The 15134-nt window shown below is 40.6% G+C and carries 16 protein-coding genes; 9 read left to right on the top strand and 7 right to left on the bottom strand.

The features are described 5' to 3' along the window. The first annotated feature begins 2 nt into the window (after positions 1-2). The 5 genes from ACWIWK_RS02035 (at position 3) to ACWIWK_RS02015 (ending at position 6232) form a co-directional block, all read left to right on the top strand. Positions 3-1970: a motility associated factor glycosyltransferase family protein gene (locus tag ACWIWK_RS02035; RefSeq protein WP_454150367.1), complete on the top strand. Its 1968-nt coding sequence runs from the start codon at positions 3-5 to the stop codon at positions 1968-1970. A 105-nt stretch (positions 1971-2075) separates the two neighbouring features. Further along, positions 2076-3062, top strand: coding sequence for an ornithine carbamoyltransferase (argF, locus tag ACWIWK_RS02030; RefSeq protein ID WP_454150365.1), 987 nt, complete (start codon positions 2076-2078; stop codon positions 3060-3062). Next, positions 3059-3547, top strand: a complete 489-nt coding sequence (locus ACWIWK_RS02025) for a DUF2603 domain-containing protein (RefSeq protein ID WP_454150363.1) — start codon at positions 3059-3061, stop codon at positions 3545-3547. The genes argF and ACWIWK_RS02025 overlap by 4 nt, the downstream gene beginning before the upstream one ends. Before the next feature lie 28 nt (positions 3548-3575). Next, the gene (gene hemN / locus ACWIWK_RS02020; RefSeq protein ID WP_454150362.1) at positions 3576-4949 is read left to right on the top strand and encodes an oxygen-independent coproporphyrinogen III oxidase; all 1374 of its coding nucleotides are present in this window, start codon (positions 3576-3578) and stop codon (positions 4947-4949) included. 11 nt (positions 4950-4960) lie between these two features. Then, on the top strand, positions 4961-6232 hold the full coding sequence (locus ACWIWK_RS02015; RefSeq protein WP_454150360.1) for a (Fe-S)-binding protein: 1272 nt from the start codon (positions 4961-4963) through the stop codon (positions 6230-6232). Positions 6233-6234: 2 nt separating this feature from the next. Here ACWIWK_RS02015 and motB read toward each other — a convergent pair whose 3' ends face one another. The 3 genes from motB to ACWIWK_RS02000 form a co-directional block, all read right to left on the bottom strand. After that, entirely contained in the window at positions 6235-6987 is a 753-nt protein-coding gene (gene motB / locus ACWIWK_RS02010) for a flagellar motor protein MotB (protein ID WP_454150358.1), read from the bottom strand. Positions 6988-7001: 14 nt separating this feature from the next. Further along, complete coding sequence (gene motA / locus ACWIWK_RS02005) at positions 7002-7772, bottom strand: flagellar motor stator protein MotA (protein ID WP_454150356.1); 771 nt, start codon at positions 7770-7772, stop codon at positions 7002-7004. A 142-nt stretch (positions 7773-7914) separates the two neighbouring features. Then, positions 7915-8601, bottom strand: coding sequence for an MBL fold metallo-hydrolase (locus tag ACWIWK_RS02000; protein WP_454150354.1), 687 nt, complete (start codon positions 8599-8601; stop codon positions 7915-7917). 60 nt (positions 8602-8661) lie between these two features. Here ACWIWK_RS02000 and ACWIWK_RS01995 point away from each other — a divergent pair, with 60 nt between their 5' ends. The 3 genes from ACWIWK_RS01995 to ACWIWK_RS01985 are packed head-to-tail and all read left to right on the top strand — an operon-like array spanning position 8662 to position 11292. Next, positions 8662-9888: an aminotransferase class I/II-fold pyridoxal phosphate-dependent enzyme gene (locus ACWIWK_RS01995; RefSeq protein ID WP_454150353.1), complete on the top strand. Its 1227-nt coding sequence runs from the start codon at positions 8662-8664 to the stop codon at positions 9886-9888. Next, on the top strand, positions 9885-10568 hold the full coding sequence (locus tag ACWIWK_RS01990; RefSeq protein ID WP_454150351.1) for a pimeloyl-ACP methyl esterase BioG family protein: 684 nt from the start codon (positions 9885-9887) through the stop codon (positions 10566-10568). The genes ACWIWK_RS01995 and ACWIWK_RS01990 overlap by 4 nt, the downstream gene beginning before the upstream one ends. Next, complete coding sequence (locus ACWIWK_RS01985; protein ID WP_454150349.1) at positions 10546-11292, top strand: methyltransferase domain-containing protein; 747 nt, start codon at positions 10546-10548, stop codon at positions 11290-11292. Before ACWIWK_RS01990 ends, ACWIWK_RS01985 begins: the two co-directional genes overlap by 23 nt. On the opposite strand, the gene ACWIWK_RS01980 is transcribed toward ACWIWK_RS01985, so the two are convergent. The 4 genes from ACWIWK_RS01980 to ACWIWK_RS01965 are packed head-to-tail and all read right to left on the bottom strand — an operon-like array spanning position 11287 to position 14514. Next, complete coding sequence (locus ACWIWK_RS01980; RefSeq protein WP_454150347.1) at positions 11287-11982, bottom strand: triose-phosphate isomerase; 696 nt, start codon at positions 11980-11982, stop codon at positions 11287-11289. The two genes, ACWIWK_RS01985 and ACWIWK_RS01980, sit on opposite strands and share 6 nt — an antisense overlap. A gap of 24 nt (positions 11983-12006) precedes the next feature. Further along, positions 12007-13149 (bottom strand): glutamine-hydrolyzing carbamoyl-phosphate synthase small subunit, encoded by a 1143-nt coding sequence (carA, locus tag ACWIWK_RS01975; protein ID WP_454150345.1) that lies wholly within the window; start codon positions 13147-13149, stop codon positions 12007-12009. After that, the gene (locus tag ACWIWK_RS01970; protein ID WP_454150343.1) at positions 13149-13700 is read right to left on the bottom strand and encodes a DUF507 family protein; all 552 of its coding nucleotides are present in this window, start codon (positions 13698-13700) and stop codon (positions 13149-13151) included. The genes carA and ACWIWK_RS01970 overlap by 1 nt, the downstream gene beginning before the upstream one ends. Positions 13701-13755: 55 nt before the next feature. Beyond that, entirely contained in the window at positions 13756-14514 is a 759-nt protein-coding gene (locus ACWIWK_RS01965; RefSeq protein ID WP_454150342.1) for a protein-disulfide isomerase, read from the bottom strand. A 97-nt stretch (positions 14515-14611) separates the two neighbouring features. Between ACWIWK_RS01965 and folK the strand changes: the two genes are divergently transcribed. Then, positions 14612-15130 (top strand): 2-amino-4-hydroxy-6-hydroxymethyldihydropteridine diphosphokinase, encoded by a 519-nt coding sequence (folK, locus tag ACWIWK_RS01960; RefSeq protein ID WP_454150340.1) that lies wholly within the window; start codon positions 14612-14614, stop codon positions 15128-15130. The last annotated feature ends 4 nt before the right edge of the window (positions 15131-15134 follow it).

The following is a 15134-nucleotide window of genomic DNA, read 5'->3' as shown; positions in this document are numbered from 1 at the left end:
AAATGCCAAACACACCCACTCAAAAAACTCTCACCCATATTTTGACGCACAACGATTATGAGGCACTTAGCACATTTATGAGCGCAAATAAAACAAATAATATGGAATTTTTTAAGCATTACAATCCCGCGATATTTACCAAACTCTCAAAACCTCCAACCACGCACAACCTTTACTTTGATGGTGAGAATTTAAACATTATAAACTTAGAGCCTAATGCACGGGGCGATAACTTTGTATATCCCATAGAATCCAACAAACACACGATGATTAGCACACAATTAGAGCTTGGGATAAATCCGCTCAAAAATCCCAAATTTGCCTGCTATAAAAATTTCACGCTCCACAAACTTGATACAGCCAAGATTCCATTAAATGCGCAAGTGTGTAATGCCATTATTGATTTAGCACACACATATCGCGGAGGGGATTACTGCTTGCCTGAGAATCTTCTGCCTTGCACGACTATTTTTGGCGCGCTTGGTGGAATCTTTTTGCAAATCTTGCTAGAGAGGGGTGTGTGGTTTCACTCGCTTTTGTTGTTTGAAGAATTTGTGGATATGTTTGGCATTATGTTGTATTTTGTGGATTTTAGATTACTCTTTTCTCGAGTAACTGAGCGGGCGTGCTATATTTTTATCAAAGATTTGATACATAAAGAATTGCTTTTTTCTTTCTTTGCTTCGCACAAAATAAGCAACAATCTTTTGCGACTTGAGCTTAATCTTTATGAAAGTCCAAAAATTAACCTTGCTAGAGCGTTGGTCGAAGAATCTCACAAAGTAAATGCTAGAGGCTGGGGGAGCTTTGATGATGAAATGATAGGCGTGCGTAACACCGCGCACAACCTTAGCAAACACTATCGTATATTGCATTTGCCAAAGCGACTTAATGTGCCAATTTGTGTGGTGGGAAATGGAGCAAGCTTAGAATCTCTTTTGCCTTTTATTCAAGCCAATGCTGATAAAATGATAATTTTTTCGTGTGGGACGGCTTTAAAACCACTTAAAGATTATGGGATTGCCCCAGATTTTCAAATCGAAATTGAACGCATTGAATATTTAAAGGGTGTTTTGCAATCTGCCCCCTTAGGCGATACTCCGCTTTTATGTGGAAGCATTGTCAATCCAAGCGCACTAGAGCTTGCCAAAGAATCCTATATATTTATGCGTGGTGGCGGTGCAGGAGCATATATGTGCAAATCACAAAGCGTTGTTGAATTTAGCGCACCATTTGTAGGAAACGCTGGTTTTGCGCTCGGGGCTTTAATGAGTGAAGAGGTGCTTATTTGTGGATTAGATTGTGGCTACATACAGGGCAAGACAAAGCACGCCAAAGGCTCGATGTATGGCAAAGAAAGCGCAAAGATTCCAAATAGTGCCTTTGAAGTGAGGGGAAATGGAAATATCAAGGTGTTTAGCGATGCGCTTTTTTCCTTAAGTGCGCAGAGTATAGAACGCGCCATTAGTGTATTTGCGCCACGATTGGTGCTAAACTTAGGCGATGGTGCGTATATCAATGGCGCAAAACCCTGCAAACCAAATGAGTTTGAGTTAAAAGAAATTGATAAAAACAAAGCTCTTGGCGAATTAAAGGGCTTTTTTTGCGCAGATTATGACAAAGTTTTTACACAAAAAGATTTTTGCGCACAGGCTGTGCGAGACTTTATCGAAGAGACAAAAAACGCATTTAACACCCAAATTAAAGACAAAAAAGAATTATTTGAACTTGTGGATTCTATAAATATGCGCGTTTTAGCAAAGAGCAAACAAGATAGTTTTGTAGGGTTGCTCTTTGAGGGGAGCATAGGACATATTCTCCAAACACTTTTAGCAGGCGCGCTTACCTTACAAGATAGCGATGTAAGTGGCTTTTATAACAATGCAATAAAACTTGTTAGGCGTGGGCTAGATTCTATGGTGGAGGAATATGAGGTGTTTTGTCAAAATGCCCCTAAAAATATTACTTAACCAACCAAAATAATACAAGCGCGATAGAGAATCTATGCAAAAAGCGCAAATTTAGATACAATCTTGCCTTTATTTTATACTTTTGGATAGTGTTTGGAGGTCGCAATGAAAGCTCAAAACAAGCAGTTACGACATTTTTTGCGCATTAGTGATTGCACGAAAGAGGAAATTTTGCAAATCATTGATGTGGGATTGCGCATTAAAAAAGAATTTTTAAATGGCAAACAAAAGCCATATTTAGAAAAAAAGATTCTCGCTATGGTGTTTGAAAAGTCCTCTACGCGCACGCGTGTAAGCTTTGAAGCTGGAATCTATCAACTTGGCGGGATTGGAATTTTTCTCTCTAGCAAGGACATTCAGCTTGGGCGAGGAGAGCCTATCAAAGACACTGCGCGCGTGATTAGCTCAATGGTTGATATGGCAATGATACGCACTGATGCGCATAGCAGGATTGAAGAGTTTGCGACTTACTCGCGTGTGCCTGTAATAAATGGATTAAGTGATGATTTCCATCCTGTGCAACTTTTAGCCGATTATATGACAATGGTTGAATGCGGTATCTTTGTGCCGAGTAAAAAAAGTCTTACGAGGTTGTATCCTAAACACAGGGCTAATCCCATTGTAGCCTACATTGGTGATGGGAACAACATAGCGCATAGCTGGATAAATCTCGCCCACTCTCTTGGCTTTGAGCTAAGAATCGCTTCACCAAAGGGATATGAGCCAAAGGCACAGATTCTCAAAAAAGCAAGAGAGAATGGCGCGAAAATCTCGCTCTCACAAGATGTGCAATCCGCACTCAAAGGGGCTAATGTGGTAACGACAGACACTTGGACATCAATGGGACAAGAGGAGCAAAAACAAAAACGCACAGAAGCGTTTAAACATTATTGTATAGATAATGCTAAAATGTCTCTTGCACAAAAAAAGGCGATTTTCTTACATTGCCTGCCAGCGTATCGGGGACAAGAGGTAAGCGAAGAGGTGCTAGAAGGAGCGCAAAGCAGAGTTTTTGAAGAAGCACAAAACCGCCTACACGCACAAAAAGGGCTAATGGTTTGGTTAAGCGAGAAAAACAAAGGAAAACGATGAAAATAACAAAAAAGACAGCGGGACTCTTGGGCGAAAACATTTTGCAACACCAACATTATAATGTTGGGCAAATAAGTAACATTGATGAAAAAAACGCACTTATAACCCTACAAGATGGGAGCGTAGTGGAAGATAGCAATATTTGGTTTTTGCAAAATGCTGAGGGCAAAGAAATTGCGATGATTCCCCAACAAGTGCTAAGCAAACTTTTAGAACGACTAAAAAACACCCAAGAAGAACTTGTATTTATGGCATTAGAGCGCGAAGTAGCATTTGCCTTGCCTATTGACTTTGAAGATGTAATGAGTGTAGCAAAAATGATTGTAGAATCATATCGCCAAAAAGATGGCACACTTCCCTTGCTTAATGTCGCAAAGATTGTCCAAGATGTCAAAAATCGACACCCAAATTTATTTGTCCCACAAAGTATTTTTGATGGAAGTAAGCTCCAAGCTGAAATCACTAAATTAAGGCAGAAAAAATAGCCCCCTTAATGTGTTGTAAGGAAAAGCAATGATTGATTTTGCAAAGTTTGCCAAATATTCCACACCCGGTCCAAGATATACAAGCTATCCTACTGCTGTGGAATTTCATAGTGAATTTGATTGCAGTGTGTATGAATCGCAACTGCTCAAAAGCGATACACAATACGCCCATATCCCTCTTTCTCTTTATACACATTTGCCATTTTGTCGCTCGGCGTGTTACTTTTGTGGGTGCAATGTCATCTACACAAGCAAAGAAGAAAAAAAGACGCGATATATCCAATATCTCAAAAAAGAGCTTGCCCTCCTCTCTCAAAAGTGCAACACCAAGCGCGAAGTCGTGCAATTTCACTTTGGTGGAGGGACACCGACATTTTTTAACGCAAAAGAACTTGATGAGGTCATAAAAGCACTGCGTGTTACATTCCCAAATTTCTCGCCTAATTGTGAGATAAGTTGTGAAATTGACCCTAGATTCTTTAATTTAGAACAAATGCGGGTGCTAAAAGATGGGGGATTTAACCGCCTAAGTTTTGGCGTGCAAGACTTTGATAGTGCCGTTCAGCAAGCCATTCATCGCAATCAAAGCATAGAAGTGGTAAAAAATGCAATAGATTTAGCGCGAAGTTTTGGGATTGATTCTATAAATTTTGACTTAATCTATGGCTTGCCATTTCAAAGCAAAGAAAGCTTTACGCGCACGCTAGATTTAGTTTTAACACTCAACCCCGATAGGCTGGCAATTTTTAATTACGCTCATGTGCCGTGGATGAAAAAAACAATGCGTAAAATTGATGAAAGCACGCTCCCACAGCCAACTGAGAAGCTCCAAATACTCCAAGAGTGCATACAAAAGCTCCTTGCGAGTGGGTATGAAATGATTGGAATGGACCACTTTGCCAAAAAGAGCGATGAACTCTATCGCGCCAAAGAGGATAAAATCCTTAGAAGAAACTTTCAGGGTTACACTACTAAGGGATTTTCTCAAACGCTTGGTATCGGGCTTACAAGCATTAGCGAGGGTGTGGAATATTACGCCCAAAACACCAAAGATATGGCACAATATGAAAACGCGCTTGATTCTGGGAAGTTGCCCACAGAGAGAGGAATCGTGCTAAATGATGAGGATAGGTTGCGCAAGGCGGTAATAATGGAGCTTATGAATAATTTAGAACTTCGTTTTGAAAAGATAGAATCTGTGTTTAATATTGATTTTGTGGCGCATTTCGCGCACGAATTAGAAAACCTTAAGCATTATGAAGTTGCTGGATTACTCGAAATGGGAAAAGATTATATCAAAGCCACCAATACAGGCGCACTCCTTATCCGCAACATCGCTATGCCCTTTGATGCGTATTTGGCAAAAAACCTCAACCAAAAACGATTTAGCAAAACCATTTAAGGAAACCAACATTGCATTTGCTTGACTTAGACAACTTAGCAAAGTCGTGCGTAAAATGTGGCAAATGTATCCCTAGTTGCACCATTTATCAAGTCCATCGCGATGAGACCACTTCGCCTCGTGGATTTTTAGATTTGCTCGGGGCGTATAAAAACAAACATTTACCCCTTAATAACACAACGAGAAAAATTTTTGAATCGTGCTTCCTTTGCACCACTTGTGTAAGTTTGTGTCCATCAAGCCTACCCACAGATTTAGCGATAGAATCTGTGCGCGTGGATATAGCGAAAAAATTTGGCATTAGCTGGTATAAGCGGGCGTATTTTTTCTTGTTGCGACACAGGAGTATCGCGGATTTTGTATTTTGTTTGCTTGGCTTTATTGCGCCGTGCTTTTTTAAGGTGCAAGAGGGCAAAATGCGTGCAAGAGGGTTTTTGCTTGGATTCCCAAAACGCAGTATTTTTCCATTTGCTACAAAATCATTCCTCCAAAAGCACGGACAAACGCGCTTTGAACCAAAGCACGATAAGCGAGCAGTGGCGATTTTTATCGGTTGTATTAGCAATTATAATTACACAAATGTTGGAGAGAGTTTGCTAAAGATTCTCCACAAATTACATATTAAAGCCTTTGTGCCAGCATACCAGCAATGCTGCGGTGCGCCAGCGTTTTTCACGGGCGATATAGATACCGTGCTATTTTTAATCAAAAAAAATATTGTGTATTTTGAGAGCTTTTGGGGGGACATTGAAGCGATGATAATCCCTGAAGCGACTTGTGCGGCGATGATTAAGGTTGATTGGAAGCACGCATTAGAGCTTAGCGGGGGGAATGAAGAATGGATAGCGCGACTAGATAAACTTTTGCCAAAGATTTTTATGGCGAGCGAGTGGTTAGATTCTAAAACTTCCATAAAAGAACAGCTCACAAACACCAAGTCAAATTACACTCTCACTTACCACGACCCCTGCCACGCTAAAAAGGTGCTCGGCGTGCATAAAGAGCCTCGAAATTTGCTTGCCAAAAATTTTGATATTGTGGAAATGAGTGATTGTTCGCGGTGTTGTGGGTTTGGTGGCATTAGTATGCAGAGCTCAAATTACCCTCTTGCGCTTAAAGCTGGAATCCCAAAGGCAAAGGACATACAATCAAGCAATGCACACATCGTAAGCGCGGAATGCGGAGCGTGCCGAATGCAAATCACAAATAGCCTTGATTACATAGGAGCACAAACGCGCTTTATACACCCATTAGAGCTCGTAGCAGAGCAGTTGAGAGATTAAATTTATAGCCCTGTTTCCTTTTCTAGCAGACTTTTGACTTCTGGGACATTTGCTTTATTGATAAAAAAGAGAATCTCCACGCGATTATTTTGAGCCCTGTTCTCTGGTGTATCGTTGGGAAACGCATTTTCATTTTGTCCAAACGCAGAGATAAAGATTCTATCTGCTTCAATGCCTTTTTGGATAAGTTCCCTGCGCACATTAAGCGCACGCGCACTAGAGAGCTCAAAGTTGTCTTTAAACCCAGAGCCTATGGGTGGTGTGGAATTATCCGTATAGCCACGCACATCGATTTGGACATGATTTGGATATTTTTTAATAACACTCGCTAGCCTATCAAGGTAGGTGAAATTATCGCTATTGGTGATGCCAGCCTGCCCTCGCTCAAATAAGATTCTCGCGGGTAAGCGCAAATAAGTGCCAGAATCCATCTGCTCCAGCACGCCACCTATATCATCGACATCAGAGGGAATCACATTGTTAGCATCGCTTTGAAGTGCTTCGGCTGATTCTGTTTGTGATGCGCCCTCTTCATCTCCTTGTCCAGATTCTCGAGGGTCTTCTATGGGTGTGGTAATGGGATAATCAAAAATTTCGATGAAAGATTCTTTGAATGCTTTAATTTTGTTTTCTTCGGTGTTAGAAATCGCCCATAACGCAATAAAAAGTGCCAAAAGCAAAGACAAAAAGTCCGCATAAGGCACAGCCCATTTTTCCCCTGCTGGACATTCTGGACATTTATGTTTCTTTGCCATTTATAATCCTTGCATTACTCAAATTGTGATATTTTAGGCTCACCGGGCTTAATGTATCCAAGCAGTTTTTCTTCTAAGTTTCTTGGGTTATCCCCCTTAGCGATACCTACCACCGCAACGACAATAAGCTCTTTTTCTTTAATCACATCTTTGGCTTTTGCCATAATCTTCGCGCCAATAGGACCAAAAAACGCATACGCACTAAAAATCCCCGTAACCGTCGCGGTAAATGCGCCCGCAATACCAGCCGCCATCGCCACAGGGTCTTCCAAAAGACCAAGTGCGAGCATAAGACCCATAACCGCGCCCACTAGCCCAAATGTAGGGCAACTCTCACCCGTCCTCTCCCAATAGTGCGAACAGCCGTGATAATACTCTTCTAACACCTCAATTTGAATCTCCATATCCTCTTCCACTGCCTCTGCTTCGCGTCCATCGACAATCATACTAATAGCTTTGCGCAAGAAATCATCTTCAATCTGCGCGGCTTTGCCCTCTAATGAAAGCACGCCATCTCTACGCGCAAGAGTGGCAAGCTCTACAAGCTGGCGAATAGTCTCATTATAATTTACAGGTGAAGCGAGCCACGCGGTTTTAAACTCCTTATACGCACCCTTGACATAGCTTGCGTGTGAGGCTGTAACCGCTGAAGCCATCGCCGTAGGAATCACGATAAGCACCGAGCTTAAGTGAATAACATGCAGTGGGTTTCCACCTTCCAAAATATCCCCAACTGAAATACTCGTAACAGATAACACTAATCCTAAGATTGTCGATAAGTCCATAATCTCCCTTAGTATTGAAATTATCACACATTATGTTAGATTTTTAAGTAGTAAAAAAGCAAAAAGTGTTCTCTAATTTTTCTTTTATATGGAGATATGTAGGAAATAACGCGCTAGATTCTCTGTCATCATAATGCAGTGCCTACACACGCGGAAGCCAAAATTTTACATTTTCTTGCTCGCTCTTTGCGCTGGTCGATTCTCCGTGCCCGGGATACAGAGTGAGTGGCGAGAGGTGTGCATCTACTTGGAATCGCATTAGTGATTCTCTCATATCGCTGGGATTTGAGTAAGCAAAATCACTGCGACCAATGCTACGATAAAAGATAAAATCCCCGCTAAAGACAACGCCAGCAATTTCTATCATACAACAACCCGGCGTATGCCCCGGATAATGATGAAAGGTTATATCAATGCCCTTAAAATCAAAAGTATGAGAATCCTTGCTCGTATCAATGAGCTTTGTGGGCGTGCTTGGGGTGATTCCCAACGCAAAAATATCATCTCTAAGCAAAAAAGCATCTTGGCTATGACAAATAAGCTCAATGCCACTAAAATGCGCTTGAAGTGTGGCGTTATCCCAAATATGGTCAAAATGCCCGTGTGTGTTTAAAATAGCAAGCGGATTTGGGCAGTTTTGCACGACCCATTGACTTGATTGCATACCCGGGTCGATAATAAGCTGAAAATCCTTAGAATCTTGCGCGCTAAAACTCCCGCTCGCCATATATTGAGCCACCACACTATCTTGCTTACAATCACTCGGGCTCACATTAAGCACATAACAATTTGTTTGGTATTCACCAAAGGGTTTGCTAATAATTTCCAAACTTCACTCCTCACATTTTGGTTATAATTATAGCATTATGCACGCGTTAAAAGGACAACAATGAAACATTTACATCTTGCAAAACAAAAACTCGATTCCCTCCTCTTAAGTGGTAATTTACGCACGCTTAAGCCATTTAACCACAACGCGATTTTTATAGAGCGCGATGGCAAATCTTATATCAATTTTGCCTCCAATGACTACTTGGGGCTTAGCGCAGAGTTTAGTGAGTGCGGTGCGCACCCTTGCGTTGAAGGATTTAGGGCATTTTTAGATTCTCTTAATGAAAAAATGCTTTTTAGTGCAAGTTCATCGCGCCTTTTAAGTGGAGATTTTATGATATTCTCACATTTAGAATCTCTTATCGCAAACGCATATAGCCAATGCAGTGCAAATACACAACCACCCAAAGAATGTCTGCTGTTTAATAGCGGATATAGCGCGAATATATCACTTATAGAATCCCTCAACAAACTTGGCAATGTGCTTTTTTTGCTTGATGAATTTTCTCACGCAAGTATTTTTGATGGGATTAAACTTTGCGGTGCGCGCTTTAGGAGATTTACGCATAATAATATGGAAGAGCTCCAAAATCTCCTTTCTATTAACCACAATGATTATGATGTGATTATTATCGTATCTGAGGGGCTTTTCTCAATGGAGGGCGATTTTTTAAACCCAGAGATTTTTACACTCAAAAACTCCTATGATAATGTCTTGCTGTATATCGATGAGGCACATAGCGTAGGTGCGCTTGGCATAAATGGACTTGGCATTGTAAGCAAGTATGAAAAACTCCACGAGGTGGATTTCTTACTTCTCACTTTTGGCAAGAGCATCGGCAGTGTCGGGGCGGGGGTGCTATGTGCGGGGGAAATGAAGTCGTATTTTATCAACTTCGCTCGCTCACTCATCTACTCAACCGCCCTGCCTCCAATAAACATCGCCTTTAGTGCATATATATTTTCCCTGCTTGGAGAATTTGAGGACAAAAGAATGCGTTTAGATTCCCTAAGCAAGCAAACAAAAGCGCGTTTGAGTGAAATGTTTGGAGAGTCGCGCGTATTAGGAGAAGCGCATATCATCTCACTCCTTATAGGAGAAAATCAAAAAGCCTTGCGAGCAAGCGAACTTTTAGAATCTAGGGGTATTTTTGCGCCCTGCATTCGTTATCCAACCGTGCCAAAACACAGCGCACGCATTCGCTTTTCACTTCATAGTGCATTAACCCCGCAGCATTTAGATACATTACTCAACGCTCTTAATGACATTAGGGAACAAATATGAAATGGGAGGTCGTTGGGGATTTAGATTCTCTTTGTTGTGTGTTTTTCGCTGGATTTGGGTTTAACATAGACGCATACAAAGAATTTTTAAAACCAAATACTTTGGTGGTATTTGATTATAGAGATTTTAATAACACCAAAGAACTTTTATGCCTGCTTAAGCAAAGGCAATTTTGTCTTGTGGCGTTTTCTATGGGCGTGAGTGTCGCACACCACATTCTTAGCCCATTATGCGAGCATATAACACAATCAAGTGCGGTAAATGGCACAATTCTTGGCATTGATAAGACAAAAGGCATTCACCCGAGTGTTTTTGCTCACACCATAAAGCACTTTTCCCCGCAGGCATTCGTGCAAAACTGCCTAAATAAACAAAATGCGCCACATTTTCACACTTTACTAAACGATACAAATGCGCTTATTGCAGAGCTCAAAAGTTTGCACGACTTTTCTCAAGCACAGCAATGTGAGAATCTCACACAAAACACGCTTATGTGGGATAGGGCAATTATAAGCCTGCGGGATTGCATTTTTAAACCAGAAGTGCAAAATCTCGCTTGGAGTGCATACAAGCAATCTTATGACACATATTTTACGACACAAAAAACCTTTGAAATACGCCACATTGACGCCCCACACTTTGTGTTTAAGGATAACGATGCTTGCCAAACGATTTGCTAAGCGCGCACCCACTTATGCTAAACACGCCATTATTCAGCGAGCAATGGCGGAGGAATTAGCAAATATATTCGTAGCGCACAAAAGGGAGCGCAAAAACCTTGCTATATTTGAATTTGGAAGCGCGTTTGGAGAATTTAGCACGATATTATGCCACGCACTTAAACGCGCCAAAATTAAATGCTCTACATTGCTATGCAATGATATTAACGATTATGGGCATATTTATACCAAAGCGTTTGCTAAGAATCTAGAGGTAGAGAATCTTGCATTTCAATGCTTTGATATGAATGAAGGAGAGAGGTTTTTAGATTCTTTGTTTGATGTCATTGCTTCAAATGCTTGCTTGCAATGGCTAAATCAACAAGAAGTGCTGTTGCGCTTAAAAGATTTCTTACTCCCAAATGGAGAAATTTTGCTCTCTAGCTTTGGGAAAAACAATTTGTGGCAGGTGCGAGAAATTTGTGGTGTGGGATTAGAATATTTGGATTTAGAATTGTATGAAAAGATGTTATCCCCGCATTTTAAAATTATCCGCCTTTATGAAAAACAATACGATTTGGACTTTAAAGAAAGTTTGGAGGTTTTTAGGCATTTATCACAAAGTGGGGTAAATGCGCTCACAAAAGACTTTGTCCTAACCAAATCTCTTTTAAAGCACTACCAAGAGCGATTTGGCGGGGTGCTTAGCTTTCATAGTATCTTTATCCACGCGCAAAAATTATAATGTAGCGTTGATGATGTGCTTAAACTTTGCAATATCAAGACTTGCAGAGCCCACCAACACGCCATCGACATTGCCAAGACGCATAATCGCTTTGGCATTTGTCTCATTCACACTCCCTCCATAGAGCAATGGCGCGGTGATAAACTCACGCAACCCTTTGTGTGTGTGCTCTATTTCTTCTATGCTCGCGCTCACACCCGTGCCAATAGCCCATATCGGCTCATACGCGACAACAAGATTCTTATATCCTAAATCAATCCCCTCACAAAGCGTGCGTAAAAACTCATTAACATTGCCATTTTTGCGCACTGCTAAATCCTCACCAATGCAAAAAAAGATTCTAAAATCTTTGCTCGCAAAAAACTCGAACTTTTTTGCTATGGTGGCTCTATCTTCATTAAACAAATTCCTACGCTCGCTATGCCCGATAATGATAGAATCTATGCCAAACTCCTCTAATTGCTCAACTCCAATCTCGCCCGTAAAACCGCCATTTTGCACACAATGAGCGTTTTGTGCGCCAATGCGAAATGTATCAAATGTGTTGTGCGTAAGGGAGGATTGATTGGGGAAAAGAGCAACTTCAATATCTGCGCTCACATTTTGTAGAAAAGTATGAAGTTCGTTGCAATATGCCAAAGTGCCATTCCTTGTAAGATTGCATTTAAAATTCGCTGCGATTATTTTCACTTGCTCTCCTTAGATTGTATGTCGCTAAAGCATTTGTGCAAATTGCTCAAAAACACGGCGAGATTCCTTTGGTCCCGGACTTGCCTCTGGGTGGTGCTGGAGAGAAAAAATGGGCTTATTATGATATTGTAATCCCTCGATAGTCCCATCAAAGAGATTCCTATGTGTAACATCAGCGATGGATTCTATAGAATCTGGCACAGAGTAGTTGTGGTTTTGCGATGTGATTTCTACGGCATTTGTAAGGAGATTTTTCACAGGGTGATTGCCCCCGTGATGTCCAAATTTTAACTTATAAGTCTCAAAGCCGTGCGCAAGAGCCAAAAGTTGATGTCCCAAACAAATACCAAAAATAGGAATGGCAGAATCTATAAGCTGTCTAATCTCTTTTACCTCATCTTGCAAACTTAGCGGGTCGCCCGGTCCGTTGGATAAAAATACGCCACTTATCTCGCCACTTTGGAATCGCTTGATAATCTCAGTCGCACGAAATTTGTGCGATATTACCTCTACTTCAAGCCCTACGGCATTGAGTTCGTTTAAAATATTGCGTTTGATACCAAAATCAATGGCGATAATTTTTTTGCGCCATTTTGGCTTGCTGTATGCAAATTGCTCGAAATCATACACGCTATCTTGGTGCGTATAGGCTTTTTGTGTGGAGACTTGCTGAATGTAGTTGATGTGTTCTATGCGTGGAGAGTTGGCGAGTTTTTGCTCTAAGACTTGCTTATCGTGGCATTGTGTGCTTGCTATCATCATCATAGCCCCTTGTGTGCGGAGCATTTTGATAATCGCACGCGTATCAATACCACAGATTCCAAGAATATTGTGCTTTTGTAATATGTGAGAGAGCGAGCTTGTAGCGCGGAAGTTTGAAAAACGGTCATTATAATGAGAAACTATCACGCCCTTTGCAAAAATCTCCATAGATTCGTAATCTTGCTCGTTTGCACCCACAATGCCAATCTCTGGCATACTAAAAGTGATAAACTGCCCCGCATAGCTTGGGTCAGTGATGATTTCTTGATAGCCCGTAAGAGAAGTGTTAAAAACTATTTCACCCACTGCTTCGCCAGATGCACCAAAGCTACTTGCTTGCAAAAACACACCATTTTCAAAATACAGCGAAATTTTCTCCATATTGGCGGTGCTTTTGCGTGCCATTATGCCAATCCTCTTTTGCGGAGCTCTTCTTCATAGAGTTTGGCAAAGATAATGTTGTATTCCTCGCTCCCTGCAACCAATCTACGCTTGTATTTATCGATTTTTTTTAGCACTTCTTCTTCGCTTTTTTCATAGATTCTGGAATATTCATTGATTGCCTTGTGAATGGTATTTTTGATAATCATCTCAGAAACCTTAAAGCCAATAAGTCGTGCTTTAGTGAGCTCGGTAAGAATCTTGTGTGAAATATCGCTGCACCGCTCGTCCCAACTTAGCGAGAAATTTCGCTCGCTCGCAATTTGACGGCGAAACTTCCACGCCAACTCATTCTCGTCCATTCGATAATCCTCAATTTCTGTCTCGTGCTCTTGGAGCAATTCATTTGCTCGTTCATTGATTTCGCGCTCTTGTTGAATATTCTCTTGCAGAGCTTGCAAGGCAACTTGTGTAACATTATCTAGCGAGCCTATAATCTCAATAAAATCAGCGTTTGATAAATCTAAGCTAATCTTATTGGCGATATATGGCGCGTGCTGGGTTTTTAGTCTCATTTGCCATCCTTTTGTTTTTATAACGCATTGTATAATTTGTTAGGTTAAAGTTTGCTTATTTTGTGCTTTGATAAATATATGGCACAGATTTAATGCCCGCTTGAGCAACCTTTTCGCTTAATTTAAAAATATCGCTCACATCGGCATTCTTGTATTTGTCAGGTAGTTGATACCCGTGCGTAAAAACTTCTTTAAGCAAAGCGACTTTTTGTGCGGTATCCTTTTGGTCTAAAAGTCGTTGTTTTATCATCGAGGACTTTAATGCAGAATCTGGTCCCAAAAATCCCACCAAAAGCACATAAACCTTAGAATCTTTGAGTTTAGATTCTATGTTTTGCATTTCTCTTTGACAACTTCCGCAATTTGGGTCAGCAACAATATAAGTAATTTTTTTGCTTGCAGAATCAAGCACGATAAATTCATCTTTTTTTAACCCATTAAAAAACTTTGCCACCGCTTGATTATCTGGCTTGTCATTTTGTACGTTAAGTTGCATTGTGATATTTTGATACTCCGCGCTATCAGCATTATCGCTCGATAAAAACACATTGCTTGCACCCAAGACGACATTGCCATCACTGCTTGCAAATACAGGCACTTTGAGTTTGCCCGCCTGCATAATGACAAGTTTTATATCCTTTGTACCCTTAAGCTCTATGGTGCGTAAAACTTTCACATCTTGCTTAGTTTTTTCTTTAATAAGTTTTTGCACTTTTGTTTCAAAATCACTCGCTCCACACAATCCACTCAATGCAAAAATCATCGCCAAAAAGATTTTTGTTATGGAAGTTTTTGTTACATTTGTTTTTTTCACTTGCACTCCTTTTAATGTATAATTCTTTGGGATTGTAAAATTTTTTAGCAAATTTTATTCTAACCACAACATATTTATTTGAGAGTTAGGGAGTTTAATGGCACAAATCACTACACTTGCGCAAAAATCTTATCCCGCACATTATAGTTACTATGACTTACACCCCGCGCTTACATTCCAAAAACATAGAAAATTACGCGCGCGCAACCACATTGTTTTAGGCATTGGCGGAAATATGCCAACCACCCATAAAGTTTTTGAGAATCTTTTTCGCACGCTAAAAAACCACCCAAAAATCACTGCACTCCACTCAAGTCCAATCATAAAAAACCCTGCCTTTGGCTATATCAATCAACCAGATTTTTTAAATGCCGTTATATACGCACAAACAAGCCTATGTTTATTAGAAATTTACGCGCTTGTGTTTTATTTGGAACGCCGTTTTGGCAGAAAGAGAAAAAGAGTGTTTAAAAATGCACCAAGAATCCTAGATATTGATATAATTTTGTTTAACAAATTGATTTTAAAGCGAGAATATCTTACAATTCCACACATTCATTGGGAGAAACGACTAAGTGTGTGTATCCCGCTAAGTTTGCTAGAATCTAAACATTGAAAAG

This window comes from Helicobacter sp. 23-1048 (assembly GCF_053654545.1).
Note: the sequence above shows the minus strand (reverse complement) of the source record. Positions and strands in the feature narration are given on the sequence as shown.